This window comes from Fictibacillus halophilus (assembly GCF_016401385.1).
Classification (GTDB): domain Bacteria; phylum Bacillota; class Bacilli; order Bacillales; family Fictibacillaceae; genus Fictibacillus; species Fictibacillus halophilus.
In genome coordinates this window covers 226,000-252,207 of record NZ_JAEACF010000001.1, presented here as the reverse complement: position 1 = coordinate 252,207, position 26,208 = coordinate 226,000, and the positions used below count along the sequence as shown (strand labels likewise).

Genomic DNA, 26,208 nt, shown 5'->3' with positions numbered 1-26,208 from the left:
TCTTGAAAGTAACAGCACAACGTAAATTTCATGTAACAGCACATTAAACATTTTATGAATAAATTATTTTACTATATCTCTTTCAATCTCTTTCTTGCTTCATTTTCTTCAAAGGAACTATATACCCGATAATCATTTTGATCAAGAATTCGGAAATGCTGACTGATTACATTCTGCTGAAGCCGGTAGCCTTTAAGTGAATCTATCTCTTTCCACCAGACATGTCCACCCCATGTTTTTTCTTTAGATCTCGCTACATACTCATGGACGACTAGTTCCATAACATCAAGCGGATTTCCACCAAGCGCATGATTAAGAATGTCAGAATTTCGAAATAATGCACACATAGCAACGATTACAGTCCAGCTCGCTTTGATTCTTTCTTTTTCGATCTGTACTAGCGTTTTCTTTGAAATACCTAATATATCGGCCATCTTGTCTTGTGTATATCCAAGTTCAGTTCGAACAAGTTTGATTTTGCCTGTTAACAAATCTACAATTTCGTCTTGCGTCATAATCAGAAATTCTCCTTTTATTCTTTTAGGAACATTTTACACAAAAAAACTCCTTTCAACAAAATGAAAGGAGCTTCAGCTGTACGTATATGGTTCCCAATGAGCGAGATCATAGTGGCCAGAATTAATTCGTGTGCTCTCTGCCTCCAACAATGACAACAGTTCAATAGGAAGCTCACTGTGATGATTCACTAGATTCATCTCATCGTTTGGAGAGGAAATCAGAACCGTGAACAACTTCTTATTTTCCATGTTCATCCCATGCACATGAATATAATTTATATCTTTCACTCTATACACAAAAAAGATACGGTATTTATTCATCTCTCCCACACTCCCTTATGAACAGTGTGGTCGGATTTTACACACATTAAACCTTATTTCGATGAAGATGGTGCAGTTGGAAGTTCTATTTCTACTTTTGTTCCTTCGTTCTCAACCGAAGAAAATTGAATAGCTCCACCGTGCTCTTCAATGATCTTAAAACACACCATCAATCCTAATCCCGTGCCCTTTTCCTTCGTTGTATAGAAGGGTTCTCCAAGGGTTTTTAAACGTTCTGCTGGAATACCACAGCCTTGATCTTTTAACTCGAGAAGGACAGAATCGTTTCGTGTTCCGATCTTAATATGGATCTCTCCGTCCTTCTCCATACTTTCGATCGCATTCTTTAATAGATTGATGAAGAGCTGTTTAAGCTGATTCTCCACTCCATATACAAGCGGAATGTTATCTGAGATGTTTACCCAAATCTGAATGTTTTTCATGATTGCTTGCGTTTCTAGCAATCTTACTACACTATAGATCAATTCTTGAATGTTCGTATGTTCAAAGCTGACTGCCTGTGGTTTAGCTACAAGCATAAGCTCACCTACGATATCGTTGATTCGATTCAATTCTGACTCCATGATTCTTAAATATTCTAGACGGATCACATCGTCTGCATCTGTTAAAAGTTTCGTAAACCCTTTTAGTGAAGTTAGTGGATTTCGAATTTCATGTGCGACTCCTGCAGCAAGCTCACCTAGAACAGATAGCTTCTCTGATTTTAACATGAGTTCTTCTGTCTGCTTTGCTTTCGTTACATCTCTAGCAAACGTAACTAAGCTCTCGACATGACCTTCCTTTGTCATTACTGGAACACCGCGCGCCTCCAATAATATCCAATCACCATTTTTATGCAACAGCCTGAACTCTGACTGGAAAGGTTCTTTTTTTACAAGTGCTCTCATGAACTGATCAGAGAGACTCTCCATATCATCGGGATGAACCATCTCGAGGATAGCACCTTTAATCTCACCATCTTCGTAGCCAAGTACAGGCAAATGTGATGGAGATACATACTGAATAATACCTGATGGATCAATAACAGTAATCAGATCTGTAGAATGTTCTGCGATCAAACGATATTTCGCCTCACTTTCCCGTAGAGCACGCTCTACTTTTTTCTGAGAAGTAATATCACGGTATACAATTACAAACCCCATAATTTTACCGTCCATGTCACATATGTTTGAAAAAGAAGCGGATACGTCAAATACGGTTCCGTCTTTGTGTATACGCTGTGTTTCATGAAGCGGAACGGATTGTCCTTGTTTTAAAAGATCAATGATCTCCTTCGATTCACCTTGCAAGTGTGCTGGTGTAATAACAGGATAATCGTCATTATCCTCCGAGAAATCTTCTTCGGCCCAGCCGAACATCTGAATGAATGCATCGTTCACCTTAATGACTTCTTGTCTTGTATTGATGATGAGAATGGCATCTGTTGTTCCTTTTAAAACTGACTCTAAAAGGTCTAGAGCAACACTCAGCTCTTCTTCCTTCTGTTTATGAGGTGTTATATCACGTCCTGTGATGACCAACACTTGTGGTTTACCATCACTCGTAAAGGTTGGTTGCTTGATGAGCTCTAGCATCACTTTACGACCGTTCTTCATGATAATCTTTTCAGCGGTTTTTATTGGTTTTCTTGTTTCCCAAGCTCTCTTATCGGAAAGGTTACATCTTTCAATTGCTTCATATGAAAGTCTTGTTTCAAGTTCCTCAAGACTTTTTCCTTTATATTCATCGTGGTTGATTCCATAAATATTAAGAGCGAACCGGTTCGCTTCTGCCCATGTTCCATCCGGATACCTTAAACAAACAAATTCGGGCAGGACATCAATCATTTCTTTTAAAGTGGCAACTGCAGGTAATTCGTCCTGACTCAATACTTTCATCTTATCCACCCTTTTTTTACTAAAACTTTCTTAACGTCTATAAATTAAATAAAAGGGGCTATTTTCCTTTATTTTTTTCGGAGATTCGCACGTCAAATTCGTTTATTTTTCGCCTAAATATGACAAAAAGACGCTTTCCCAGTGGAAAGCGTCCTTTGTATATGCTGACGATTAAACGGCTTTTACCGCTTCTTTTAGCGATTTACCTGGCTTGAAAGCTGGCACGTTACTTGCTTGAATCATAATTTCTTCACCAGTAAGAGGATTGCGTCCTTTTCTTGCGTTACGGTTTCTTGTTTCAAATGTTCCGAAACCGATAAGCTGCACGCTTTCACCGTTTTTCAAAGCATCTGTAATCGCATCTAGCACAGCATCAACGGCAAGCGCTGATTCTTTTTTGTTCATACTCGTTGCATTTCGAACTGCATCTACTAAATCCATCTTTTTCATTATAAGTTGCTCCCTTCAAACATTAAATGAACTGCTTGTGTAGCAACATTATTAACGAAAAAGATAGGTTTCATACAGAAAGATACAAAATTCCGAAAAATATTTATATAGTTTAATAATTCATTTTCTAATCAGAACCCTTGAATGGTCATTCCACCATCAACAAAAAGTGTTTGACCGTTCACATAATCAGCTGCTTCACTTGCTAAGAATACCGCAGGTCCCACAAGGTCAGGTAGTTCTCCTACTCTTCTTTGCGGGGTAACAGCAAGTATATCTTGCAGATATTCCTCGTCAGCTAGAAGTTTCTCTGTTAATGGTGTCTTAAAATACCATGGCCCTATGCTGTTCACATTAATTCCGTATTGTCCCCACTCAAGTGCTAAGTTCTTTGTCATCTGTATGATAGCAGCTTTAGTAGAGGCATATACTACACCTGTACGAAGAGCAACATGTCCAGCAACAGAAGAAATCGTAATGATCTTTCCTCCTCCAGCTTCCTTCATTCGTTTCCCTGCTTGTTGTGAGAACCAAAAAGCTGAACGAAGGTTCGTGTGCATGATCGTATCCCATTCCTCATCAGAGACATCTAAAGCTTTTGATCGGATATTCATTCCAGCATTGTTCACAAGTACATCGACGCTGATCTGCTCTGAATCTAGTGTTTCAAAGATTCCTATCACCTGATCCTTGTTCGTAACGTCCGCTTCAAAAAGATACGCCTTTGTTCCTGCACGTTCGATCAACTGTGCTGTCTTTTCCAGATCAGATTGTGTTCTGGATACAATGATCACATCCGCTCCGGCTTCTGCATATCCAATCGCGATCGCTTGTCCGATCCCCCTTCCAGCACCCGTTACGAGTGCTGTTTTGCCTTTAAGTGAAAATGACGGTAGATACACGTATATGACCTCCTCTATTTAGTTAAAAAGTTCCGGGGAAATGATGAAGTAACGGACTTGATCTGACTGATAGGCTCCCGCTCCCATAGCATTCATCGTATTGATGCTAATATGATAAGCTTCAAATTCCGTTTCTTCCTCGGTTTCAGAATTGTCTTCAGCAGTTACAGCTACTGCTGTCTTTTCAGTAATACCTGATCTCTCTATATTCCATAGAGAGCTGTTCTTATCAAGGTGGATTGCATCAGAGTTCGTAAAACTCACGTAATAGGAATCACCCTTTGGCACCATATTTTTTAAGCCATGCAGATCGAGAGCTTTAAAATAAATGCTAGGTGAAGAAATAAAGTTTTCACGATTTACCATTTCGAGCTCTTCATCCATAACATGTGTACTTATTTGATAATTCCCATTATGCAACGAGATCCATGCATTCATATCTCTTCCATCTCTATAATAAGAAGTTTCATAATTAAACTGCCGAACTTCTCCATCGCTATTAAAGTTGATTTCCACATTGTTTATAGCAAGCTCTCCCTCTGCATGTAGCACTTTCTTTACCTTCTCATACTCATTATAAAAATTCATCTCATACACATTTGTTGCTGCTTTAACATGAAGCATTTCTTCATAAAAAGCCGCTACTGAGTGATTCACAATGATGCTTGATATAAAAGATAACACCCCAAGAGAAGCAGCCCACTTTTTTGAATCTTTATTAACGATAAGTTTAGGAAGAAAAAAGAGTAAAAAAAATCGCAATACCTACAGGCAATACCAGTGATTCAATACGAAACGTAAACGTCCCCAATAAAAAGTAACCAATCAGTTTCCACCCAATATTAGATTCTTCACGATTTGCTTTTTTCGTATAGATAAGGAGTAATAATACAAGAAAAATAGCTGACATTCCCCAAACTAGAAACGATTCCAGTCGCATCGTTCTCCCCCTATTTTTTGGATAATACTATTAGTTTATCAGAAAATTCACGAAAAAGACGCTGCTATAACATAGAAATTGAAATGCATAAAAAGCTTTACTCATAAGCCGTTCTTTAACATTCAACAACTAAACTATCCTGTAAAGTCCAATAAAAAAGCACAGCTCAACGGCTGTGCTTTACTTACGATTCTACCCACTCTTTTCTCAGCGTAAATAGATCTTTTAATTCGTCTGTTGATAATTCTGTAATCCAATTCTCACTCTGAATGACTTTTTCTGAGAGTTCTTTCTTGCTCTCTAGCATCATGTCGATTTTCTCTTCTAATGTGCCAAGCGTAATCATCTTATGCACCGTCACGAATTTTTTCTGTCCAATACGATGGGCACGATCTGTCGCTTGATTTTCAACAGCTGGATTCCACCATCGATCGTAATGAATAACGTGATTTGCTTCGGTCAAGTTGAGTCCGGTTCCGCCAGCTTTTAGAGATAATATAAAGATAGGATGCTCTCCATCTTGAAAGCTTTCGATCATTTGGTCACGTTTTTGCTTGCTTAAACTGCCATGCAAAAAGAGTACGGTCCGGCCAAATTTTTTCTCTACATACTTCTTTATTAATTCACCCATAAAAATAAACTGAGTAAAGATTAAACACTTTTCATCCTTTTCAAGAATAGCATCGATCAATTCAATCGTCTTAGCGAATTTTACAGATTGATCCTCAAGTTTACCTAGCTTGTCGTTCTTTGTGTATAGTGCAGGATGATCGCATATTTGCTTTAGTTTTCCTAGCATCGCGAGTAATAGTCCACGCCTTTGCATCCCTGTAACCTTTTCCAACTGCTCAAACGTATCTTGTACAAGTCTTTCATATAGAGAAGCCTGTTCTTTTGATAATGGACAATATTCTTTGATCTCTTGTTTCTCAGGCAGATTAAGCTGTACCGCTGGATCCATCTTCGTCCGTCGCAGCAGGAATGGTTGAACAAGCTGTTTTAACTGCTGTAAACGCAGCGTATCATTGTCTTTCTCAACAGGCACCACGAACTTTTTCTGAAACGATGGTTCGCTCCCTAAATAGCCTGGGTTCAAAAAATCAAAAATCGCCCATAGTTCGAGAAGTCTGTTTTCTACAGGAGTTCCCGTTAGCGCAATCTTGTGGCGTCCGTTAAGTCTACGAATACTTCTTGATTGTTTTGTATAGCTGTTCTTGATGTTCTGTGCTTCATCAAGCACGATCGCTTCCCAATACGTTTCACTCATCTCACTAAAATCAAGCTGGCATGTTGTATAAGAAGTGATAACAACATCAAATTTTTTGTACCACTCAGCAAATTGATCTCCTTTTTTCCGGTTCCCACCGTAATGAAGACCTACGGATAAAGTCGGTGAAAAGTTTTGAAGCTCTTTTTGCCAGTTACCGATTACAGAAGTAGGACATACGAGTAAGAACGTACCTTCTTGCTTTTCCTTTTCTTTCACTTTTAAGAAATAGTCAATGGTCTGAACTGTTTTTCCCAATCCCATATCATCTGCTAAACAACCACCAAGGCCGAATTCTCTTAGAAAATACATCCATGAACTTCCTGTCTTCTGATAGTCTCTTAACGTTCCGATCAAGCTTTCAGCTTTAGGCTCAATAGGAAGTGTTTTGATTTCCGTAAGCTGATCCATCCAGGCGTTTAATGGTTCATCCCACTCTATGTCGAGCATTGGTCCATCTGACTCTATTCCTTCAAGACCATCTTCAGCAGGATTCGTTTCCATATTCAAAAGATGTTGTTCTAAGACGTCCTTCAATTGAATTCCTGTACGATCCACGTTCTTTATCAGATGACGTACTTGTTTCATCCACTCAGGATCTACTCTGTACCATTGACCGTTTCTTCTCACGAGCCTTCTACTTCCATCAACCAGTTTTCGAAACTCTTCTTCCGTTAGCTCTTCGTCCCCCGTTGACATTCGCCAATCAAATTGCATAATCGCATTTAATCCAAGGAACGACGGTGCTCCACCAGATTGCTGCGATTTTGTTTTGATCTTTGCCTTTACTTTTGGTTGAAGTTCTTGAACGGTTTGCCACCATGCCGGAAGGACAACAGTAAGTCCGATTTGTCTTAACAGATCACTTTTTAGCGTTAAAAAATCCCAAGCCTCTTTTTCAGTTATTTCATTTCGTATTTCTTTACGCGCATTTGGTTTTAACCATGAGATTAATTTCGTCACGAGCTCGATATCAGATTCTAGCATCTCTTTAAAAGGCTTCCATTCCTCTGGTAGAAGAGTGCTCTTTCCAAGATAGGGTACAGCTATTCCATCTTCTTTCTCTTGAAGAATAACGTGTAACTTCCATATATCTTCATTATCTTCACCATCATTTGCTGGTTCAGACAGTTCAAATATAATATCAAAGGGCTTCGGATCCCTTCTCCAGCCAATCTTAATCAGCCATTCCTCTTCACTTAAATGGTTTAAGGCGGAAATGATCTGACGAGGTATACCCTTCATACGATCTCTGTTAAAGCTTGAAGGCATAGATGTGTTTCCGTCTTGTGGCAATGTGGAGAGAGCTTCGTTTACCCAGGCAGATTCAATTCTCTCTCCATCCGTTCTCCATGCCCATGACCCTGTCTTCCATGCCTCGTAATCAGGAGTAACCTTTTCTTTTTGCATCAAACGAAAGACAGCATTAGCCTCTTCTACAAAAGTCCAAGAATCATCTTCCCAATTGCTTTTCGTTAAAAAAAAGTCGGGATATCGATTAAAGAGATCAAAAGCTTCTCCTGCATCTAAATATACATTCTGGTCATCATCAACATCTAGCATCGTCCCATAGAATGAAGGCTTATGCCATGTAAATAAAAGAGGTTTCCAGTCGTTTACATGCACTCTTTTCGAATGTTTAGTGGCCCACAAAACCATGTTTCCATGAAGCCATTTCGCGTGTAGCAAAAGATTGCTTGTATCGATCATGAAATAAACTTTCCTTTCCTTAGCTCTTCCTGAAAGGCTCTAAGCCGCCCGTAAACAGTAGCAATCTGGTTGATATACTGTGAAAAACGTTCTTCTTCACCAAGATCAAAATATAAGGATCGAAGTGTTTTTAAATGTTTAATGGCCGATTGATACGATTTTCTAGTCCTCTCATTAATCAGCCTATCAATCGCTTGATGATAGATTGGCAATACAGATTCTTTTTGAAAGGAGACGACCTCTTTTAAATCCTTTCTTTGAATCAATTCAGGAGAGTAGCCCATAATCACTTGCAGTTCTACCCATCTCTCATGCTCACCGATCACCATCAAATATTCACCGTACTCATAAAACGTAATAGGTAAAAATTCAATGAGCATTTCTTCATACTGATCCTCGTCACCAGTGTGTTGAGCGTACTTCCAAAAATAGCTTAAGTACTCATGAAAAAATTCCCTAGAATCGGAATGGTAATAGTACGTCCCAACACCTTCTAAAAAAAATGGCTTTAGGTCTAGGAGCCATAATAAGAGACGATCCCATTCTTGTTTATCTACTAATAACTTCATCCAAACAAGATAATGAACCATATCTACTTTCTTCTCACACTGAGTTAGTCGTTTAAAAGCAAGTTCTTCATTTCCACTCGCAAAGGCAAAATGAACAAGAGCTAGTTCAAGCATTTGAGATGTTTTTCCACTCTCTTTTTCTTCTAAAAGCTGCTTTTCATATTTAGTAACCCAAGCTTGTTCAATATAAAGTAACGACCAGCTGATCTGAAATAGATAAAAGAGAAGATGTCCCCACTTAGGAGGGATTTCATAAAGACTCTGAAAGTTTCTTAAACTCTCTTCCACAAGCTTTTTATTCTCATTCAGTAACTTTTTACTGTCGATCTTTTTTAATGTTATATACATCTGATCACATAGTTTCTCCACGGTAGCATCAAAGTTTGACTGCATATATGTGGCTATGCCATATTGACCTTCAAATGAAAACAATCGGATCAGCGTTTCAATCTGTACGTGATATTTATATAATAACGCAATATCTTCGTCGAAGAATTGCCCTGCATTTAAAAGCGCTGGGTAATAATCGCGATAGATATGAACAAACGTATAGCTCGTATCTTTTCCGTCAACGAGATCTCGAAAGGAGACGGTTTGCAATTTACGTCTCTCGAATGTTTCGAACCGTTCTGAAAAATATTCTCGCCATAGTTGCACAGAATGTGTGTTTTGCACTTTTTGCTCAGGTGTTTCATAATGGACTTGAGTTTCGCCTTTGTCTTTTTGTTCTTCAGTTGGTTTCATTCCGTCTCCCTCCTTTCTTTTTATTACCAATTATAGCAAAATACATCTGTACTCATTCATGTATATCATATCTATTTTAAAGGAAACCGTTGAAATTGACCAAAGATACACATTAAACTTCTTAAACTATTCCATTTTTTACCGATAATATGAAGAGAAGAGTCTGTTTTTAGACATTTAGTAACAATACAAAAATATATGGAGTTAGGCCCATCTTTAATGATATGCCTAAAGTTACCATAAAGACTTCTTCGTCCTTACAACCTGAAAGGAAGTACTAAATATGATAGAAAAAAGTGTTCAAGAACGAATCCGCTTATTAAGAGAAGAATTATACAGCATTTCAAATCAACTAAACTATGAATTAACACACCCTAAACTTGTCACAATAAGCCAGCAGCTCGATCAACTACTAAACCAGTATGCTAAAATTGAACAAAAAGCATAAAAACGACCTCTAGCTAGGTCGTTTTTCACATTCGAGTAATATCTTCTTTTTAACCAAAAATCCTCCCGATTGGAATTCGACATTCTCTCCCTTCATTTTTGTAGCTTTTTGTAACATTATCACTATTTTAGACGAAACCCTTTTTCTTTTTGTAAATTTATTGCATATTAAGTGAAGACAAAATCTCTCATGAAAGTTGTGAATGAAACATGCTATTGCAATTAATTGAGGACAAACGTGAAGTTTTGCTATGTCTCGGCAAAACATATGGATTAACGGCAAAAGAAACAGTCATCTGCAGTCAGGAATTAGATCAGTTGTTAAATCGCTTAGATGGTTTTGTAAGTGAACAAAGCGATAACTCGTAATTTTTTGTCTATTTCCTGGGAAATTTGTCGTTTGGAGGCCTAATTTCCTACTTATTCCTACCCTACATAATCAATATCTATTAATTTCCATAATTACCTATTATTATATGAAAATAGTAATGTAATCTCTTTGTTACCTTCTCCTAACGAGTTTGTTACATTCGATTAGTATAATTGGCAACCGAGGCGTATTTAACCAATTATACATATTAGGAGGAGTTATCATGATAAAAAAATGGGTAATTACAGGAGCTCTAGCATTCGGATTGCTCGTTTCTGCTCCCGTTAGTGGATTTGCAGCAATGGGGGATCACACTCTCCGACCGGGTACTTGGGACAATGACGTGTATGAACTTCAAGGAAAACTAAAAGCGTTAGGATTCTATGATTTTGCTGTAACAACAGGCTATTATGGTCCCGTTACAAAACAAGCCGTAACGGACTATCAACGAGCTAAGAGTTTATCAGTAGACGGTATTGCTGGACCTCAAACGTTTAACAGCATTCAAAATAATGTTACAAAAAAGAGTATGACTGTATCTGCGACTGCCTATACGGCAAGCTGTGAAGGCTGCAGTGGAACAACATTCAATGGTACAAATCTAAAAGAAATCCCTTATGCAAAAGTAATCGCTGTTGATCCTAATGTGATTCCAATAGGATCAGTCGTCTATGTTCCAGGTTACGGTTATGCTGTAGCTGACGATACAGGTGGTGGAATCAATGGGAAAGAAATTGATATATTTATGAAAAACTATTCTGATGCCGTTAATTGGGGAAGAAAAAGCGTAAATATTACAATCTTGAACTAAATGAGATGGAGTCACTGGCCTCATCTTCTCTTCGCTCACAGCTTAAAAATTTGCTGTGAGCTTTTTTTATGATTACATTAATTTCAAAAATATTACATTTTTCATTTTCTAAATATTATAATAATGATAAAGTTAAATTAATATTTTTGAGAGGATGTACATACATGAACATGAAGGATCAGATGACGATCATAAAAAACGCAATAGCAGAAGTATTAACTGGAAAAGATGAACTTGTCGAATTAACGATGATTGCGATTGTCAATAGAGGTCATTTATTGTTAGAGGATGTTCCGGGAACAGGAAAAACAGTACTCGCTAAAAGCCTCGCTCGTTTAATAGGTGGAGAATTTAAAAGAATTCAGTTCACACCAGATATCCTTCCAGCTGATATAACAGGTATACAGTTCTTTCATCCAAAACATCAAGAGTTTGAACTGCGACCCGGTCCGGTTATGACGAACATCTTATTAGCGGATGAAATTAACCGTGCAACACCTCGTGCTCAATCCAGTCTATTAGAAGTAATGGAAGAAAGACAAGTTACGATTGATGGCGAAACGCTTCCCCTTCCGTCTCCTTTCCTAGTTCTAGCAACTCAGAATCCTATAGAATCTCATGGAACATTTCCGCTTCCTGAGGCTCAGCTTGATCGTTTTTTTATGAAATTGCCGTCTGGCTTTCCAAATTACGACCAGGAGAAAGAAATGCTTCATATGTATCGCAAAAATAATCCTCAAGACTCTTTAGAACCTGTCTTCTCTTTAGAAGATATATTAGTCATGCAAGAAGAAGTGAAGCACACTCATGTAAGTGATAGCGTTGAAAACTATTTACTATCCATTGTTCACGCTACTCGCATTCATGAGTTTATTGAGAACGGTGTATCTCCTCGTGGCACTCTTGCTTTCATGAGAGCAGCTCAAGGTGCTGCTTATGTTCAAGGAAGAACCTTCGTTACTCCGGACGATGTTCAATTGGTAGCACCGTATGTATTAACTCACCGATTAGTATTGACGATGGAGGGCACGATGAGAAAGACGAAAGATCAAGTGTTGAAAGAAATCCTTGAATCTATAGTTGTCCCTGTAGAGTCTGAGGCGGGTAGATAATATGCAATGGAACAGCGAGGTGTGGATTAAATCCACCTTTCGGGTCTTAGTTGTTTTCAGCCCATTAATATTTGTAATTGGTTTTTATCGTAATATTCCATTCCTGTTTTTATTAGGGCTGGCCATCATTTTTTTATATGGCACACTATCGCTGCAATCTCGTTCAGCTATAAATGAGATTGTATTAGATACTACAAAACAAGTTCATCGCTTGTTTCCTGGTGATACAGATCAGTTCTATGTAAAACTTCTTCACAAAGGAAGATGGCCTTCTTATAGAGGAGAACTCATCTTCACACACCGAGCACCGATATCTGTCACAGGAGATGTTGAATCGAACAACACTGCAAAAGGAAGAATTGAAGTTAAACGGCATTTTGCGCTCTATCGTCAAACATCTTTTACACAAACAGTACATTTTACTGCTACAAGAAGAGGAACAACAAGGATTTCTAACCTGACACTGCAAGTACAAGATCCTCTTTCTCTAAGTGGGCAAGCCTTGACTTATAAGGGTATCTTTCCAACTGAAATTGTTGTTTATCCAAGACCACTTCCTGTTCATCGCATTGAGCACCTGTTTTCTCAAAGCAGTGGTGAAGCTTTAAGACCTTTTGCTTTATTCGAGAACGTATCTCTTCCTGCTGGGAATCGAGAATACGCTCCTGGAGATGCCTTTCATAAAATACATTGGAAAGCTACAGCACGTTCAGGCTCTCTTCAAACGAAGGTATTTGAAAAAACGGTTGTGTACCATTGGACATTTGTTTATACGATACTCCCTGACCATAAAGAGATGAAATCTTCTGAGGATATGGAGAGCGAGATTAGCCACTTGGCATACATGTGTCAGTATGCTGCTGAAAAAGGAATACCCTTTGAAGTATACATTAACTTTAAAGTACCTGGCCCGATGGGAATGTATCATGTACCAACTGGGAGCGGAGCGGTACACTTAAGCAGCATACTTGAAGGTTTGGCGAGGATAGATCGTTCCAATGTCATCGTGAAACCTCAAATCATGTGGAATAAGATGGATCGTAATTTTGTTGGCACGAGTCCGTTCGTCATCTTTTTAGGCCATATTCCTACCGATCCGAATTCTCAGATCTTGATTAAGAAATGGTATAGATCAGGTGGAAGAACCTTTTATGTCGAACACAACGAAGAACATGCCATTCTGATGCCATATCTTTCATCGGAGGCCGCATCATGTTAAAGAATAGTCAGCAGTTTACTCTTTATGGAATGAACTTAAGCTTTGACGCCATGCTCATTTTTATTTTGCTGACCATCTTTTCAGGGGGAGCAACTTGGCTTGAGTTCGTATGGTTCACTGCAAATCTAATACCGCTTATCGCAATTAGCGGGGCTTTATATCTCTTCAAACCTAACTTATTCAAAATAACACTTGTTTGTATTGTGATTCTATCATCAGTTCTGATTTGGTACATGACTTCTTCTCTCGTGTTATCAATTCTGATTTCAATCGTCCTTATGTGGAGAAGCGCAGAAAATTGGAATGATCTCTTTAAGACTGATTTAGAAGTAATCTTAGCGATTAGCGCTGTTTTAACAGTCGTTCTTTCTCTGTTTTTTAAGGATGGCTATACGGTGATGTATGGAGCTGTATGGATTCAATTTTTGCTCATGATGCTCATTAAAATGACTCTCCATTATAATAAGAGTAATTCTTCTATTAGTCTTGTAATGAAGGATTTTGCTGTTCCTTTAACACTGGTTGGGTTAAGCGGATTGATTCTAGCTGTATTAGGACCTTTAAAACAACTCCTTTATTGGGTATTAGACGGCGTGTTCTTTATCCTGTATTATATTTTGGCAGTTCCGCTCTGGAAGTTATTTTCCCTTCTTCCCCCAATAATCCAAATGCTTAAACAATTGCTTAAAACGGAAAAAGGCGGAAAGGTGGATACAGTAAATAAGCCAGACGTATTAGAACAGCGTCCTGAAACGCTCGGGGAATCTCCGATGCTCTTATACACAACAATCGCAATACTTATCATCATTGTTCTTTTCTTTCTTTGGAAAAAGAGAAATGTGTTCAACAATCAGTCCAGCTTAGTGCTTAACGGAAACATTTCAGTTCTTGATAATTCTTATGCTAACAGCCAGTTGTTGGGCAAAAAAAGATGGCTTCAGTCCAAAGACAGAACTAGAAAAAGGTTTTTACACTTTGAAAAAGTAATGGACAAAAAGGGATTCGGAAGGCAACCTGGTGAATCTGCTACAAATTGGTTTATGAGACTTGATCTATCCGGAAAAGAAGCAGATTCTGTTTTAGATGCTTACGAGAAAGTACGTTATGGTGAAGAAAGCATTTCTGACGATGAGTACGATCATTATGTAAATGCATTAAAGAAGTTCGAAAAGTCAGAGCACTTGAAGAAGCCGAAATAAAACGGCTTCTTTTTCTGTTCAGAACTCTCCATATAATATAGACTAATAATATATTATTAGTCGGAATTCTTGCATTCAAGGAGGATATTATGACAAAGAAAATATATGTTATTCATGAAAATAGTGAATGGACAGCCCCGTTATTCCAACGTTTTGAAGAACTAGGGCTTCCCTATGAAGATTGGCATATGGCAAAGGGACACATTGATCTGACAGAAGCTCCTCCACAAGGTATCTTCTATAACCGAATGAGTGCCTCTTCTCATACGAGAGGACATAGATATGCCCCTGAATATACGTCAGCGGTACTGTCTTGGCTTGAAAGTTATGACCGTAAAGTATTCAACGACTCTAGAGCACTTCAGCTAGAGATCAGTAAAGTGAACCAATACAGCGCATTAAAAGCATTTGATATCCCTGTTCCAAGAACGATTGCTGCCTACGGAAAAGATGAGCTGCTACACGCTGCAACGAAGTTTAACGGCCCTTTCATCACCAAGCATAATCGTGCGGGTAAAGGTCTTGGCGTTCAGTTGTTTCAAACACAAACTGCTTTAGAATCTTATGTACATTCGGCGAGTTTTGATGAATCAATCGATGGCATCACATTATTGCAAGATTATATTGAAGCACCAGAACCATTTATCGTACGGTGTGAATTTATTGGTGGCAAGTTTTTATATGCCGTTCAAGTGAATACTTCTGATGGATTTGAACTTTGTCCGGCAGATGCTTGCCAGATTGGTGATCAGTTCTGTCCGATTACAGATCAGCCAGAGGAACCAACACCAAAGTTTAAGATTCTTAAAGATTTTGTTCTACCTCACCAGGAAAGGTACGAGGCGTTCATAGACGCAAATGGCATTACGTTTGCCGGCATTGAGATTATTACGGACAAAAGTGGAAACGTGTATACTTATGATGTAAACACAAATACGAACTACAATCGTGATGCTGAAGCAGAAGCCGGCATATATGGCATGAAGGCGATCGCTGAATTTTTAGGTAGAGAATTATAAATGAAAAAGGTGAGGGGCATTTTAGAATACCACTCACCTCTTTTTTAAGTATGATCTGCAACAGCAGGGGTCTGATTTAAACTCTCCCATAGATAATACGTGATATATGTACGCCAAGGTTTCCAATCCATAGCAAGCATCCTTACCTCTTCTTCTGATGGTTGATCAGCTAACTTCCAAACTTGACGGATAGCATTTCTTAATCCAATATCTGCAGCGGGCAGTACATCGGTTCTTCCCATACCAAAGATTAAAAGACATTCAATCGTCCATTTCCCTATTCCTCTTATAGGCAACAGCGTTTGCATCACATCTTCATCTGACATACTCCATAAGCTTTCAAAATCCATAGCACCCTCTGTGATCAGTTTGGCTAGATCGATGATATATTCTGCTTTTCTCTGACTGAATTGAAGCTCGCGTAGGTCTTCATACTTTAGCTTTGCAACAGATGTTGGAGTTGGAAAGACCTGAAATGTACTTCCTTCTACCTTAACCTGATTCCCAGCAAGCTCAATCAGGTGTTCTGTCAAGGTTCCAGCAAAGGTTAAATTCACTTGTTGACCAATAATAATTTTTACAATGGATTCAAACAGGTCGGTGTCTGTTAGAAGTTTTAACCCTTCAAAGCGTTGTAGTACGAGATCCAATCTCTCGTGTTTGGAGAAGTGCTCATAAAGAGGAGAAAGATCGACTTCTGTTGAAAACAGTTGCTGAATCTTTTTCTTAACTGCTTCTTCAGATACATGACCATTTAAAGGTATAGCCTTACAGTTCAGAATAGGGCTTGTAACGGTTCCGCTTGATACAACTTTTACAAAACAAGAAACCTCTTGGATTCTAATTATTTTTTCGTATTCTGTAAATTGTTCATTGAGTTTTATGACATGAGTTTTCCCTGTAACCGTTAATCGCTGCATCATCTTTTGAAAATCGAACGGTGGTTTCGGTTCTATCACAAACTTCATCCTTATACCTCCCTTCTTATTAATGCTCCTTGCCTTCTTTTGCTTCCTTCTCTTTCGTTTCATTTTTTAGATATGGATTGTCGTCTAACTGATCGATCGTATGTTTGTAGGAATACCCTTTTGTGATGGCGGCCGCAAAAATAATGACGACAAAGATGATGATAACGAGGGTAATTACTATTGAAATGGTTAATGTACTCATACTGACTCCTTACCAAACTGATTTTACTTGTATGATAGCACATTTTCACATCAAGCAAACTTAGCACTTTGTGTTAGTAAATTTGAAAAAAGCAGCTATGCCGATATAAGGCACAACTGCTTAGAAGTAAACATTTATTTTTCTTCAAATTTATCATGCATCACAATGCGATTGACATCAAAACGCTCTGTAGGTTTTGCTGGACCGTCAGCATATCCTAAAGTGATCATCATTACAGGAATGAAACGTTCTGGGATTCCAAGTGCAGGCACTATAGCAGCATGATCGAATCCTGTCATCGGACATGAATCAACTCCAACTGCTTTAGCGGCAAGCATAAGCTGCATCGCACCGAGTGATGCATTCTTAAGTGCTTCTCTCTCACCAACTGCTCGCCCTTGTGAATAGGCAGAGTTAATATTTTTCAATAAAATATTTCTTGCTTCTTCTGGAGCTTTTTCAAATACTTCTGCAGCAACTTTATCTGCTTCTGTATCTCCTAAGACAACAACAACCGCAGATGCATCTAAGACATGCTTTTGATTATAAGCAATCGGGAAAAGTTTCTCTTTTTGTTCTTGAGATGTTACTACAATAAAACGCCAGTGCTGCAGATTCCATGCTGATGGAGCTTTCCCAGCCATCTCAAAAATCTGGTGAAGTGTTTCGCTCGGAATTTCTTTGTCTTTCTGATACAAACGGACAGAAGATCGTTCTTCCATAACTTTAAATGTTTCGTTCATTTCTTCCACTCCCTATTCCGCTTTTTCTATACATCTCTATAAATAAAGAGGTGCAACTTTTGGTTGACACCTCGTTACTATTCCACCAATTATAGTGGCTTATCAGTTGAAGTCAAAAATTATGCATTGCGTTTAGCTAAGACTAATTCCTTAGCTAATTCTGTAGCTCTTTCTCTTGCATCCGCCAAAATTTCTTCCGCACGATCTGGAGCTGCTGCCATACCTTCTGTAAATACATGATGATAATCAGTAATTCCGATGAATGCCATCACGCCTTGAAGATAGCCGTTCGTGAACTCAAAAGCTTGAGCAGGACCTTCAGAATACACACCGCCACGAGATTGAATATGCACTGCCGTCTTTCCACCTAGTAAGCCAGCTGGGCCGTTCTCTGTGTATTTAAACGTCTTACCTGCCATCACTACATTATCGATATACGCTTTTAGCATTGGCGGATAGCTCAAGTTCCACATTGGTGTGTTGAATACATACATGTCTGCTGAAAGGAATTGTTCTAAAATTTCTCCCATACGGCTTGTTTTTTCAACTTGTGATGGAGAAAGCTCTTGACCAGCAGCTAATTTACCCCAAGCATCTAAAACATCTGCATCGATGAATGGAATGTTCTCTTCATAAAGATTTACCGTTTCGATTTCAATGTTTTCGTTTTGATTTGTTAATTCGTTTAAAAAGTGACGTCCTAAACGAAGTCCGAACGATTGATCCATAGGTTTTGGATTAGAGTTAATGTAAAGTACTTTCATTTGTGATTCTCTCCTTTTATATCTGTTCTAATTAGTGATTAACTTCTCTTTAGTAAGTTGATTCCTTTACATCATAATTCCATAACTTACTTTTGTCAAGCACTAAACTTTTAATTATTATCATGTTTTATTTTAGTGATTTTTTCCATTAAAAAACGCTTTCTAGCTAATAGCCAGAAAGCGATAAGGGGGAGCGAGTTGAGTGTTGCGTTAAAAGGAACTAGTACCTTTATAAAAATTATATTCTTCAAGGCCGTCAAAACATTGCAAACGGTCACCGATCGTTAAACCAAAATCAATATAAGCATGACTCTTTGCTGTTAACAGATTTTTATCTTCAACAATCTGCTTTGCTTGATAAGTTCCATTCAACCAGCTGTTTGTTTTAGCAAATTCATCTTCGCGTAAAGAAACGGTATATGACCTGCCGTTTAAAATGCCGGCTCGTCCTAGAATGACAGCTCCATTTCCAATAGCTGCAATCTTAATATTCTCTCTGTTGAACACTTGCAACAGATGCAGAAGTCTCGGATTTCCTTGTGTAAATGCTTGTTTTCCTCCTGGAATAATAAGCATCTCATAATCAATAGGACTAATATTCTTCATCTTAATCGTAGGCTGCATCAGTAAACCACATTCACTAGTAACAGTTCCTGGCAACAGCGAGAAAGGCAGCACTTCATATTTTTTACCGATGATAGATAAAGTCGTCATTACTTCAACTTCTCTAAATTGTGGATACAAATAGACAAGTACTTTCTTTTTCAATGGTATTCACCCATTCCTGTTACTTTTCTACCCGTCTTGCAGGGAAGAGGGGGTATAATTATTGTAACAGGATGCCGACTTGCTTTGTATTGGGAAAATTGAAGGAGAACATGTGCTTTCTTTTTAGTAAAATACAAGCAGTTTTCCCAACTTATTAGATAGAAATGATAGGTTATCTATATAACATTTTGCTCTAAAGGAGCTATTTTCTGGTCAGAATGTAGGACCTTACGATTCAAAAATGCGATCGAAAAGGAAATCAGAAACAGAAAACTCACTAAAATATATGTATCACGAACTCCAAATTTTTCTGCAAACCAACCGAGTATTAGTGTCGCTATTCCAAATGTCCCATACACGAGAGTTCCATGAGAGGCATAAACTTTTGCAAGCTGCTTATCTCTATAGGATTCTTGGATTAAAGTGTTTTGGGAAACATCTCTAGCCATCTGCGGAAAACCAAAAACAAATGACACCAATAAAGCAATCCACGCTGATGAAGTCAATCCGAACCACACATTTAGTAACATCAAGCAAATAGTTGATGTCATAATGACAAAGCCCAGATATGATTCCATTTTCTTAGAAAACCGATATACTACAAGACCCGCTACCATCATTCCTGCAAAAAAAGACGCATTGATGTAGCCCCACCACGCTTCTCCTTTTCCTATCGCCGTTTCAACATACACATAAAGGATTGCCGCTATCCAAACCCCATGACCGAAGTTTTCAAGCACATCCATAACCGTTAAAGTGGTTAGCTTTTTAGATTGAAAGATCAGTTGCCATCCTTCTTTCATCGCATCCCACTTAGATTCTTGTGTTCCAACTTTCTCTGTTTCCTTTACCTTTATTTGTGTTGTAAGTAAAGTCGCAGCTACAAATAAGAAGAAAGTAACCCATAGCATGTTTTGTTCACCCCACATCACTAAGAGCACACTCCCAAGCGGCCAGGATAAAAGCATTGAGGTTTGGTTTGCGATACTAATAAAACTGTTTGCTTTTACAAGCTCAGAGCTTTCTACAAGATCTGGTACCATTGATCTTCGTGCAGGATTTCCTACCCCTTCAAGAAGGGAAATTACCACGATTAATGCATATAAAAGGGTAAATGTTATAGCGGTATGTATGCCATATAAACTCAATAAACACAAACAGAGTAAAAATCCCGTTTTAAGAAATAGCGTATTGATCAGCAAACTTGTTCGTTTGTACTTATCAATAAATAGAGGTGCTATAAAACCTGATAGGAGCAATGACATCGTCTTCGCAAATGGAATAAGTGCCATATGCAGGACGGATCCCGTTTCATTATATACAAGTGTAATCAGACAAATAATATATAGAATATCTCCTAAATTCCCGAGTGTCTGTCCGCTCCATAAAAAATGAAAATAGCGATTAGCTTTGTTCATATATACATCATCCTTTTTATGGTAATCCGAAGCAAATAAAGTGTACCACAGGAGAGATGATTACGTCTTTGGCCGTGTTTGAGTAGTTGACGAGAGTGTCGAATAAAAGTGAGATCTTTGTAGAGGTGTGGAACTTGTGGGGATCGCTAGGACATTTCCCAGCACGATCATAAATTCTCGGTATCGATCATAAAATCTCGGTGTCTAACATAAATCCTTGGCATCGATCATAAATCTTGAGAATCGATCATAAATCCTGAGAATCGATCATAAATCCTAAAACACTGGACCCCTCTTCAAAAACCTCTCTTCACTTCCCTAACTTTAAAAACACTCAAAGAAAACTGGCCTATAAATAGGCCAGCGAGCAATGTAATAATTTATTTATTAAAATTATTTATGCCCTCTACCTTTTGTTAGATGGCATGGTACGCCTTTTCCTATAGCTCCTGGTTGAGACATTCGTTCCATGTAAGCCAATCCTCTTACGCATTGTGTTTTACATGCGATGCATGTTTCACTTGTGACCATCTTTTGTGTGTGTTGGTATTTATTAACCTGACTGTCATATTTATTTTTTGTCGTTTTCTTTGCATTTTTTTTGGCCATATCTGTGCCCTCCCCCTCAAATCCTAAACACAGTGTATGTAGGAAGAGTGGCTTTTGACATACGCAAAAATAAAAAAACTACCCAATGTACAGGTAGTCTTCATCATGTTCGATTTGATATTGAATGCTTTGCCGTTCAGCAAGTGACATGATGTAGTCACTGTCTAATTTGTCATACGCTAATAAAAACTCGTGTAATGGCATGTTATATTTGTTCCAGACCACTTCCATCAGCCACTTTTGGCTAATCATAAAGTACTCACCATTATAACGATCTACTTTTATGGTATTGCCTACATACATCCATAACACTCCCTTTCAAAGAGGTTAAATATGCATTAGGTCTTACGGTTGTACCTCCATTATATTCCTTTTATCAGAAAAGTCAAAAAAGAATAATCTGAATATATAATAAACGGGTACATTTACTACTTGACGCAAATAGTGGCAAAGAAATTTTAACCGTACTTGGGAAGACTAGACATAACAATAAATTGAGATAAAATTTATAGTAGAATACGTCTCATGACCTATGACAAATAAACCATAATATGGTAACCTCAAAAGGGTGTATTTTTAAACGTGTAAAACCTTTTAAAACGGGAATATGTTATAAAGCTGATGAAATAGATAAAGGAGTAGTTCGTATTGCGTATCATAAAAAAGAATATTTTAGCATTATGTCTTCTCCTCTCTATCCCTTTACTGAATATAATTTATCAAGTATTAAATCATGGGGAACGCGGGGCGAGGCAACTTATTACAGCAGTGGATCACCAAATCCCATTTGCGGAGATTTTTATCGTACCTTATGTCCTTTGGTATGCTTTTATTTTTCTAATGTTTGTTTACTTTTGTGTTTATGACAGAGCCATTTATTATCGCACCTTATTAAGTTTTTGTGTTGGAATGCTGGTATGTTATGTGATTTACTTCTTTTTTCAAACCACTGTTCCTCGTCCGGAATTAGTTGAAGGTGGTATCCTCACAAAGATGGTTCAGTATGTGTATGGAGCTGACCAACCGTTCAACTGTTTTCCGAGTATCCATGTTTTAAGTAGTTATCTTATGATATTAGGGATACGCCATAGTAAGATGTGGACGATCAAAAAAGATATCATTGTATCAACTATCGCATACAGCATTATTTTGTCGACACTTTTCGTTAAACAGCATGTTGTATTGGATGTTGTAGCTGGGATTTTATTAAGCAGCCTGCTTTTCAAATTGTTCTATTATCTTGAGGCTGAAACGGTCTTCAGCTTTTTCAAACGAATGTTCAAAGCAAAACTGCAAAGCACAGAAAAAAGTTAAGGTAAAGAACTGCTTTTATAGCGGTTCTTTTTTTGTCTTCTCTTTATTCAGGCATAACTAGGGATGGAAGTAAATATGAATAACATGGGAAGGAGTGATAACATGAGCTACGAGCAACATAATTCAAATGAGCAAATTAGGGCTGACAACATGCATCAAAAGTGTAAGCAACACATGTATTATCATGTAACGATTAAGACCCGAGACGGGCAAGAAGTTGAAGGAATTATTACTGATCTAGACAAGAAAAATGTTTACATGATGGTTCCACAAAACATGATGCCTGTAGAAGAACAGCAAGAAAGTCCACAATCTGCACAACAGCCTGCAAATCCCCAACAACAGTCTCAGCAAGTCCAACAAAATACTCAACGAAATCAAAGACAATGGTATGGTAATCCGTATTATCGAAGATTTTACCGTCAGATATTCCCGTTAGCATCCATTGCAGCTTTATCGTTATATCCTTACTACCCGCCTTATCCGTATCCTTATTATCCACCTTATCCATACCCATATTATTAGAAGACCGCCTGAAACAGACAGGCGGCTTTTTTTATGATTTCATTTTGGTAAAAACGGGAAGTGTACATAAGTCAAATTAATTAAGGAGGTCATAGAATGGCTAACATTTTAGTTGTGTATTATAGTTCTTATGGTCATATTCATGAGATGGCACTAGCTGCAGCAGAGGGTGTAACACAAGTTGACGGTACGAAAGTTAAAGTCGTAAAAGTTCCTGAATTTGAAGTCACAAAAAAATATATGTCTCAACAAGATGCTTATGTAAAAGCACAAGAAGCACAGGCTGATATTTCTGAAGTTACATTAGATGATTTGAAATGGGCAGATGGCATTCTTTGGGGAATTCCGACGCGATATGGGATGATGCCAGCACAGATCAAACAATTGCTTGATTCTGCAGGAAGCCTTTGGGCGAATGGTGACTTAGAGGGTAAACCGACTGCCGTAATCACAAGTTCAAATACAATTCATGGTGGACAAGAATCTACCGCCATCACTTCTTTCGTTCCACTCATGCACTTCGGGATGATCTATGTAGGGCTTCCTTATGGAGAAAATCCAGAACAGATGACATCAGAAGGCATCGGTGGTTCACCGTACGCAGCTTCTACTGTCGCTGGAGCAGATGGTAGTCAACAGCCTCAGGATGCAGAAAAAACAATGGCTACTCGTTTAGGAAAACGCGTGGCAAAAGTGGCAAAAGCACTTAAAGGGAATCTATAGAAGCTGATATATAAAAAGCCCCTCCATTCCATTTGGAGAGGCTTTTTTCACATTACTTTACATCATATCCTTGATCTTCAATCGCTTCACGCATGTCTTCATCTGTCACTTTCGAGGAATCCACTTCAACTTCCACTTTTCCTGTTTCTAAGTGAACCACTACGTTTTTCACTCCTTCTAGTTCATTCAGTGCATTTGTTACAGCTGCTTTACAATGTCCACAAGTCATACCTTCTACATTTAGTGTTTTTGTTTCCATCATTTTTTCCTCCTAAATTTTATTTAAGTTTAAACGTTTTAAACGCAATGCGTTCGTAACAACGGATACAGAGCTAAAAGCCATAGCCGCTCCGGCAACCCAAGGTTCGAGCAAACCGAATGCAGCGATTGGAATCCCTGCTGTATTGTAAAACAATGCCCAAAATAAGTTTTGTCTAATATTCCGCATTGTCTTTCGGCTTAACTCTATCGCTTTTGGAATATGATTGAGATCCCCGCCAACGAGCGTGACATCAGCTGCTTCGATCGCTACATCTGTCCCTGTTCCGATCGCCATTCCGATGTTAGCAGTCGCGAGTGCTGGAGCATCATTGATTCCATCACCTACCATCGCAACTGTTTTTCCCTTATCTTGAAGCTCTTTTACGATACGCGCTTTATCCTCGGGTAACACCTCAGCAAATACTTCTTTAATACCTACTTCTTGTGCGATTGCAAGTGCTGTTCTCTTGTTATCACCTGTGATCATATACACTTCAATACCCTGATCTCTCAAAGTGTTAATCGCATTTTTTGATGTTTCTTTAACCGTATCAGCTACAGCTACAATCAGAACGAGCTCTCCATCTACCGCTCCAAGCATGGCTGTTTTTCCTTCGTTCTCATATGCTTCAAGAAGGGCTTCGTGCTCTGTGTATTCTACTGCTTTTTCTCTCATGAGCTTTCTCGTTCCGACGAGTACGTTTTTTCCACTCACAACAGCTTCAATCCCATGACCCGGAATAGCATGAAAGGACTCCGGTTCAATGAAAGGAATATTCTGTTTGTTTCCGTACTCAACTAAAGCTTCCGCTAAAGGGTGTTCAGAGCTTTTCTCTGCGGAGATCACTTCAGAAATAAAACCTTCTTTTAACTCTTTGAGATCCGTCACTTCTGGTTTTCCTTTTGTAACCGTTCCTGTTTTATCAAGAAGTACAGCATCAATTCTTTGTGCGCCTTCTAAGTATTCTCCACCTTTAAACAAGATTCCCTGTTCTGCTCCTTTACCTGTTCCAACCATAATGGATGTCGGGGTTGCAAGACCAAGTGCACACGGGCAGGCGATCACTAAAATAGCAATGCTGACTTCAAGAGCTTGAGGCAGGTTTCCTGGATCAACAAGTAAATACCAAGCCATAAAGGCAAGTAGTGCAATCCCTACTACAATCGGCACGAAAATCCCAGAGATATAATCAGCCATACGTTGTATAGGTGCTTTTGATCCTTGAGCTTCTTCCACAATCTTTATGATTCCAGCTAGAGCCGTTTCTTTCCCTACCTTTTTAGCTTCCATACGGAGTGTACCGTTCTTGTTGAGTGTAGCTCCAATAACGAAATCACCTATTGTTTTTTCAACAGGAATTGCCTCACCTGTAATCATACTTTCATCAACGGCCGAATTTCCAGAGAGCACGGTGCCATCAACCGGTATTTTTTCACCCGGTTTAATAAGCAGCGTATCTCCAACTACCACTTGATTTAGAGAAATCCTCTCTTCACTTCCATTTCGAATGACAGTTGCTTCTTTTGCCTGCAGATTCAATAGTTTAGAAATGGCTTCTGTTGTTCTACCTTTTGCAAGAGTCTCGAAATATTTTCCGACTAAGATGAGTGTGATTAAAACAGCGCTCGTTTCAAAATACAGTTGTGGCATATATTCTGGATTGCTGATCGTTTTTATGGCTTCAACAACGCTATAAAAAAACGCAGCAGAAGTTCCTAGTGCAACAAGAACATCCATGTTCGCACTCTTATTTCGAAGTGCTCGATATGCCCCTACATAAAACGGACCTCCAATATAAAATTGAACAACTGAAGCGAGAAGAAGTTGAAACCAAGGGTTCATTAAAACAGAAGGCATTGGCAAACCAAAATCCCAAGGCATATGAGCAATCATTGTGTATAGAAGTGGCAGAGACAAGATGACAGAAAGAATTAACTTTCTTTTTTTTGACGTGATCTCTTCTTCCTTCTTTGTCTTTTTGGTTTCCCGATCTTGTTGAGTAGTCGCATGATATCCAAGTTTTTTTATCTTGTTTAACACATCATCTACCGAAACGATCGAAGGATTATATTCTATTGATCCTGTTTCATTCGTTAAGTTAACAGTGGCACTAGAGATACCTTCCATGCGATTTAAACTTTTTTCAATACGTGTAGAGCATGCTGCACAGGTCATTCCTGAGATATCAAGATCCACTTTTTCTTTAACTACTCCGTATCCTAGCTTCTCAATTCTTTGTTCGATTTCTTGAAGACTGACCGTTTCAGGATCAAACGTTACTGAAGCTTTTTCCATGGCTAAGTTTACGTTAACATCGACATGTTCGATTTTATTCAACACTTTTTCAATACGTGTTGCACAAGCTGAGCATGTCATGCCCGTGATTCCTAGATTCACTTTCTTTTCGCTCATGGTC

The 26,208-nt window shown here is 38.4% G+C and carries 29 protein-coding genes; 10 read left to right on the top strand and 19 right to left on the bottom strand.

Annotated features, from left to right (window positions below; all coding sequences use genetic code 11):
- Positions 1-71: 71 nt before the first annotated feature.
- The 9 genes from I5J82_RS01370 to I5J82_RS01330 all read right to left on the bottom strand — a co-directional run bounded on the left by I5J82_RS01370 (position 72) and on the right by I5J82_RS01330 (position 9,319).
- Positions 72-515: a helix-turn-helix transcriptional regulator gene (locus I5J82_RS01370; RefSeq protein WP_198766333.1), complete on the bottom strand. Its 444-nt coding sequence runs from the start codon at positions 513-515 to the stop codon at positions 72-74.
- A gap of 75 nt (positions 516-590) precedes the next feature.
- The gene (locus tag I5J82_RS01365; protein WP_198766332.1) at positions 591-839 is read right to left on the bottom strand and encodes a hypothetical protein; all 249 of its coding nucleotides are present in this window, start codon (positions 837-839) and stop codon (positions 591-593) included.
- Between the two features lie 53 nt (positions 840-892).
- Complete coding sequence (locus tag I5J82_RS01360) at positions 893-2,737, bottom strand: PAS domain-containing sensor histidine kinase (protein ID WP_198766331.1); 1,845 nt, start codon at positions 2,735-2,737, stop codon at positions 893-895.
- Between the two features lie 171 nt (positions 2,738-2,908).
- Positions 2,909-3,187 (bottom strand): HU family DNA-binding protein, encoded by a 279-nt coding sequence (locus tag I5J82_RS01355; protein ID WP_066236049.1) that lies wholly within the window; start codon positions 3,185-3,187, stop codon positions 2,909-2,911.
- A 131-nt stretch (positions 3,188-3,318) separates the two neighbouring features.
- Positions 3,319-4,089: an SDR family NAD(P)-dependent oxidoreductase gene (locus tag I5J82_RS01350; protein ID WP_198766330.1), complete on the bottom strand. Its 771-nt coding sequence runs from the start codon at positions 4,087-4,089 to the stop codon at positions 3,319-3,321.
- A gap of 18 nt (positions 4,090-4,107) precedes the next feature.
- Positions 4,108-4,773 (bottom strand): hypothetical protein, encoded by a 666-nt coding sequence (locus I5J82_RS01345; RefSeq protein WP_198766329.1) that lies wholly within the window; start codon positions 4,771-4,773, stop codon positions 4,108-4,110.
- Positions 4,774-4,819: 46 nt separating this feature from the next.
- The gene (locus I5J82_RS01340; RefSeq protein WP_198766328.1) at positions 4,820-5,029 is read right to left on the bottom strand and encodes a hypothetical protein; all 210 of its coding nucleotides are present in this window, start codon (positions 5,027-5,029) and stop codon (positions 4,820-4,822) included.
- A gap of 184 nt (positions 5,030-5,213) precedes the next feature.
- The gene (locus tag I5J82_RS01335; protein ID WP_198766327.1) at positions 5,214-8,006 is read right to left on the bottom strand and encodes a DEAD/DEAH box helicase; all 2,793 of its coding nucleotides are present in this window, start codon (positions 8,004-8,006) and stop codon (positions 5,214-5,216) included.
- Entirely contained in the window at positions 8,003-9,319 is a 1,317-nt protein-coding gene (locus I5J82_RS01330; RefSeq protein ID WP_198766326.1) for a hypothetical protein, read from the bottom strand. Before I5J82_RS01330 ends, I5J82_RS01335 begins: the two co-directional genes overlap by 4 nt.
- A 283-nt stretch (positions 9,320-9,602) precedes the next feature.
- Between I5J82_RS01330 and I5J82_RS01325 the strand changes: the two genes are divergently transcribed.
- From I5J82_RS01325 to I5J82_RS01295, 7 genes are all read left to right on the top strand, one after another.
- A complete protein-coding gene (locus tag I5J82_RS01325) occupies positions 9,603-9,767 on the top strand; it encodes an aspartyl-phosphate phosphatase Spo0E family protein (RefSeq protein WP_198766325.1) in 165 nt (54 codons plus the stop codon).
- 209 nt (positions 9,768-9,976) lie between these two features.
- Positions 9,977-10,135, top strand: coding sequence for an aspartyl-phosphate phosphatase Spo0E family protein (locus I5J82_RS01320; protein WP_198766324.1), 159 nt, complete (start codon positions 9,977-9,979; stop codon positions 10,133-10,135).
- Between the two features lie 224 nt (positions 10,136-10,359).
- A complete protein-coding gene (locus I5J82_RS20640) occupies positions 10,360-10,947 on the top strand; it encodes a 3D domain-containing protein (protein WP_198766323.1) in 588 nt (195 codons plus the stop codon).
- A 164-nt stretch (positions 10,948-11,111) separates the two neighbouring features.
- Entirely contained in the window at positions 11,112-12,059 is a 948-nt protein-coding gene (locus I5J82_RS01310) for an AAA family ATPase (RefSeq protein WP_408610371.1), read from the top strand.
- Position 12,060: 1 nt separating this feature from the next.
- Positions 12,061-13,278 carry a DUF58 domain-containing protein gene (locus tag I5J82_RS01305; RefSeq protein WP_198766322.1) on the top strand — a complete coding sequence of 406 codons (1,218 nt, stop codon included), beginning with the start codon at positions 12,061-12,063 and terminating at the stop codon, positions 13,276-13,278.
- The gene (locus I5J82_RS01300) at positions 13,272-14,477 is read left to right on the top strand and encodes a DUF4129 domain-containing protein (protein ID WP_198766321.1); all 1,206 of its coding nucleotides are present in this window, start codon (positions 13,272-13,274) and stop codon (positions 14,475-14,477) included. The genes I5J82_RS01305 and I5J82_RS01300 overlap by 7 nt, the downstream gene beginning before the upstream one ends.
- An 89-nt stretch (positions 14,478-14,566) precedes the next feature.
- The gene (locus tag I5J82_RS01295; protein ID WP_198766320.1) at positions 14,567-15,496 is read left to right on the top strand and encodes an ATP-grasp domain-containing protein; all 930 of its coding nucleotides are present in this window, start codon (positions 14,567-14,569) and stop codon (positions 15,494-15,496) included.
- Positions 15,497-15,540: 44 nt separating this feature from the next.
- On the opposite strand, the gene I5J82_RS01290 is transcribed toward I5J82_RS01295, so the two are convergent.
- From I5J82_RS01290 to I5J82_RS01255, 8 genes are all read right to left on the bottom strand, one after another.
- Positions 15,541-16,464: a DNA-3-methyladenine glycosylase family protein gene (locus tag I5J82_RS01290; protein WP_198766319.1), complete on the bottom strand. Its 924-nt coding sequence runs from the start codon at positions 16,462-16,464 to the stop codon at positions 15,541-15,543.
- Between the two features lie 19 nt (positions 16,465-16,483).
- Positions 16,484-16,666, bottom strand: coding sequence for a YtzI protein (gene ytzI, locus I5J82_RS01285; protein WP_198766318.1), 183 nt, complete (start codon positions 16,664-16,666; stop codon positions 16,484-16,486).
- Positions 16,667-16,800: 134 nt separating this feature from the next.
- Positions 16,801-17,409: a nitroreductase family protein gene (locus I5J82_RS01280; RefSeq protein ID WP_198766317.1), complete on the bottom strand. Its 609-nt coding sequence runs from the start codon at positions 17,407-17,409 to the stop codon at positions 16,801-16,803.
- Between the two features lie 119 nt (positions 17,410-17,528).
- Positions 17,529-18,173, bottom strand: a complete 645-nt coding sequence (locus I5J82_RS01275; protein WP_198766316.1) for an FMN-dependent NADH-azoreductase — start codon at positions 18,171-18,173, stop codon at positions 17,529-17,531.
- A 210-nt stretch (positions 18,174-18,383) separates the two neighbouring features.
- Entirely contained in the window at positions 18,384-18,941 is a 558-nt protein-coding gene (locus tag I5J82_RS01270) for a DJ-1/PfpI family protein (protein ID WP_198766315.1), read from the bottom strand.
- 176 nt (positions 18,942-19,117) lie between these two features.
- Positions 19,118-20,359 (bottom strand): MFS transporter, encoded by a 1,242-nt coding sequence (locus I5J82_RS01265; RefSeq protein WP_198766314.1) that lies wholly within the window; start codon positions 20,357-20,359, stop codon positions 19,118-19,120.
- A 393-nt stretch (positions 20,360-20,752) separates the two neighbouring features.
- A complete protein-coding gene (locus I5J82_RS01260) occupies positions 20,753-20,968 on the bottom strand; it encodes a hypothetical protein (protein WP_066391601.1) in 216 nt (71 codons plus the stop codon).
- Positions 20,969-21,046: 78 nt separating this feature from the next.
- Positions 21,047-21,271, bottom strand: coding sequence for a hypothetical protein (locus tag I5J82_RS01255; RefSeq protein WP_198766313.1), 225 nt, complete (start codon positions 21,269-21,271; stop codon positions 21,047-21,049).
- Between the two features lie 345 nt (positions 21,272-21,616).
- On the opposite strand from I5J82_RS01255, the gene I5J82_RS01250 reads away from it, so the two are divergent.
- The 3 genes from I5J82_RS01250 to wrbA all read left to right on the top strand — a co-directional run bounded on the left by I5J82_RS01250 (position 21,617) and on the right by wrbA (position 23,530).
- Positions 21,617-22,282 (top strand): phosphatase PAP2 family protein, encoded by a 666-nt coding sequence (locus tag I5J82_RS01250; protein ID WP_198766312.1) that lies wholly within the window; start codon positions 21,617-21,619, stop codon positions 22,280-22,282.
- 102 nt (positions 22,283-22,384) lie between these two features.
- Entirely contained in the window at positions 22,385-22,807 is a 423-nt protein-coding gene (locus I5J82_RS01245) for a hypothetical protein (protein ID WP_198766311.1), read from the top strand.
- Between the two features lie 96 nt (positions 22,808-22,903).
- On the top strand, positions 22,904-23,530 hold the full coding sequence (gene wrbA, locus I5J82_RS01240) for an NAD(P)H:quinone oxidoreductase (RefSeq protein WP_198766310.1): 627 nt from the start codon (positions 22,904-22,906) through the stop codon (positions 23,528-23,530).
- Positions 23,531-23,582: 52 nt separating this feature from the next.
- Here the strand turns inward: wrbA and copZ are convergent, their stop codons facing one another.
- Both copZ and I5J82_RS01230 read right to left on the bottom strand, forming a co-directional pair.
- Positions 23,583-23,789: a copper chaperone CopZ gene (gene copZ, locus I5J82_RS01235; RefSeq protein WP_198766309.1), complete on the bottom strand. Its 207-nt coding sequence runs from the start codon at positions 23,787-23,789 to the stop codon at positions 23,583-23,585.
- A gap of 12 nt (positions 23,790-23,801) precedes the next feature.
- Positions 23,802-26,204 carry a heavy metal translocating P-type ATPase gene (locus I5J82_RS01230; protein WP_198766308.1) on the bottom strand — a complete coding sequence of 801 codons (2,403 nt, stop codon included), beginning with the start codon at positions 26,202-26,204 and terminating at the stop codon, positions 23,802-23,804.
- Positions 26,205-26,208: the final 4 nt, after the last annotated feature.

Coding starts and splice junctions, on each gene's coding strand:
- I5J82_RS01370 (WP_198766333.1), bottom strand. CDS start 515: ATGACGCAAGACGAAATTGTAGATTTGTTAACAGGCAAAATCAAACTT.
- I5J82_RS01365 (WP_198766332.1), bottom strand. CDS start 839: ATGAATAAATACCGTATCTTTTTTGTGTATAGAGTGAAAGATATAAAT.
- I5J82_RS01360 (WP_198766331.1), bottom strand. CDS start 2,737: ATGAAAGTATTGAGTCAGGACGAATTACCTGCAGTTGCCACTTTAAAA.
- I5J82_RS01355 (WP_066236049.1), bottom strand. CDS start 3,187: ATGAAAAAGATGGATTTAGTAGATGCAGTTCGAAATGCAACGAGTATG.
- I5J82_RS01340 (WP_198766328.1), bottom strand. CDS start 5,029: ATGCGACTGGAATCGTTTCTAGTTTGGGGAATGTCAGCTATTTTTCTT.
- I5J82_RS01335 (WP_198766327.1), bottom strand. CDS start 8,006: ATGATCGATACAAGCAATCTTTTGCTACACGCGAAATGGCTTCATGGA.
- I5J82_RS01330 (WP_198766326.1), bottom strand. CDS start 9,319: ATGAAACCAACTGAAGAACAAAAAGACAAAGGCGAAACTCAAGTCCAT.
- I5J82_RS01325 (WP_198766325.1), top strand. CDS start 9,603: ATGATAGAAAAAAGTGTTCAAGAACGAATCCGCTTATTAAGAGAAGAA.
- I5J82_RS01320 (WP_198766324.1), top strand. CDS start 9,977: ATGCTATTGCAATTAATTGAGGACAAACGTGAAGTTTTGCTATGTCTC.
- I5J82_RS20640 (WP_198766323.1), top strand. CDS start 10,360: ATGATAAAAAAATGGGTAATTACAGGAGCTCTAGCATTCGGATTGCTC.
- I5J82_RS01310 (WP_408610371.1), top strand. CDS start 11,112: ATGAACATGAAGGATCAGATGACGATCATAAAAAACGCAATAGCAGAA.
- I5J82_RS01305 (WP_198766322.1), top strand. CDS start 12,061: ATGCAATGGAACAGCGAGGTGTGGATTAAATCCACCTTTCGGGTCTTA.
- I5J82_RS01300 (WP_198766321.1), top strand. CDS start 13,272: ATGTTAAAGAATAGTCAGCAGTTTACTCTTTATGGAATGAACTTAAGC.
- I5J82_RS01295 (WP_198766320.1), top strand. CDS start 14,567: ATGACAAAGAAAATATATGTTATTCATGAAAATAGTGAATGGACAGCC.
- I5J82_RS01290 (WP_198766319.1), bottom strand. CDS start 16,464: ATGAAGTTTGTGATAGAACCGAAACCACCGTTCGATTTTCAAAAGATG.
- ytzI (WP_198766318.1), bottom strand. CDS start 16,666: ATGAGTACATTAACCATTTCAATAGTAATTACCCTCGTTATCATCATC.
- I5J82_RS01280 (WP_198766317.1), bottom strand. CDS start 17,409: ATGAACGAAACATTTAAAGTTATGGAAGAACGATCTTCTGTCCGTTTG.
- I5J82_RS01275 (WP_198766316.1), bottom strand. CDS start 18,173: ATGAAAGTACTTTACATTAACTCTAATCCAAAACCTATGGATCAATCG.
- I5J82_RS01265 (WP_198766314.1), bottom strand. CDS start 20,359: ATGAACAAAGCTAATCGCTATTTTCATTTTTTATGGAGCGGACAGACA.
- I5J82_RS01260 (WP_066391601.1), bottom strand. CDS start 20,968: ATGGCCAAAAAAAATGCAAAGAAAACGACAAAAAATAAATATGACAGT.
- I5J82_RS01255 (WP_198766313.1), bottom strand. CDS start 21,271: ATGTATGTAGGCAATACCATAAAAGTAGATCGTTATAATGGTGAGTAC.
- I5J82_RS01245 (WP_198766311.1), top strand. CDS start 22,385: ATGAGCTACGAGCAACATAATTCAAATGAGCAAATTAGGGCTGACAAC.
- wrbA (WP_198766310.1), top strand. CDS start 22,904: ATGGCTAACATTTTAGTTGTGTATTATAGTTCTTATGGTCATATTCAT.
- copZ (WP_198766309.1), bottom strand. CDS start 23,789: ATGGAAACAAAAACACTAAATGTAGAAGGTATGACTTGTGGACATTGT.
- I5J82_RS01230 (WP_198766308.1), bottom strand. CDS start 26,204: ATGAGCGAAAAGAAAGTGAATCTAGGAATCACGGGCATGACATGCTCA.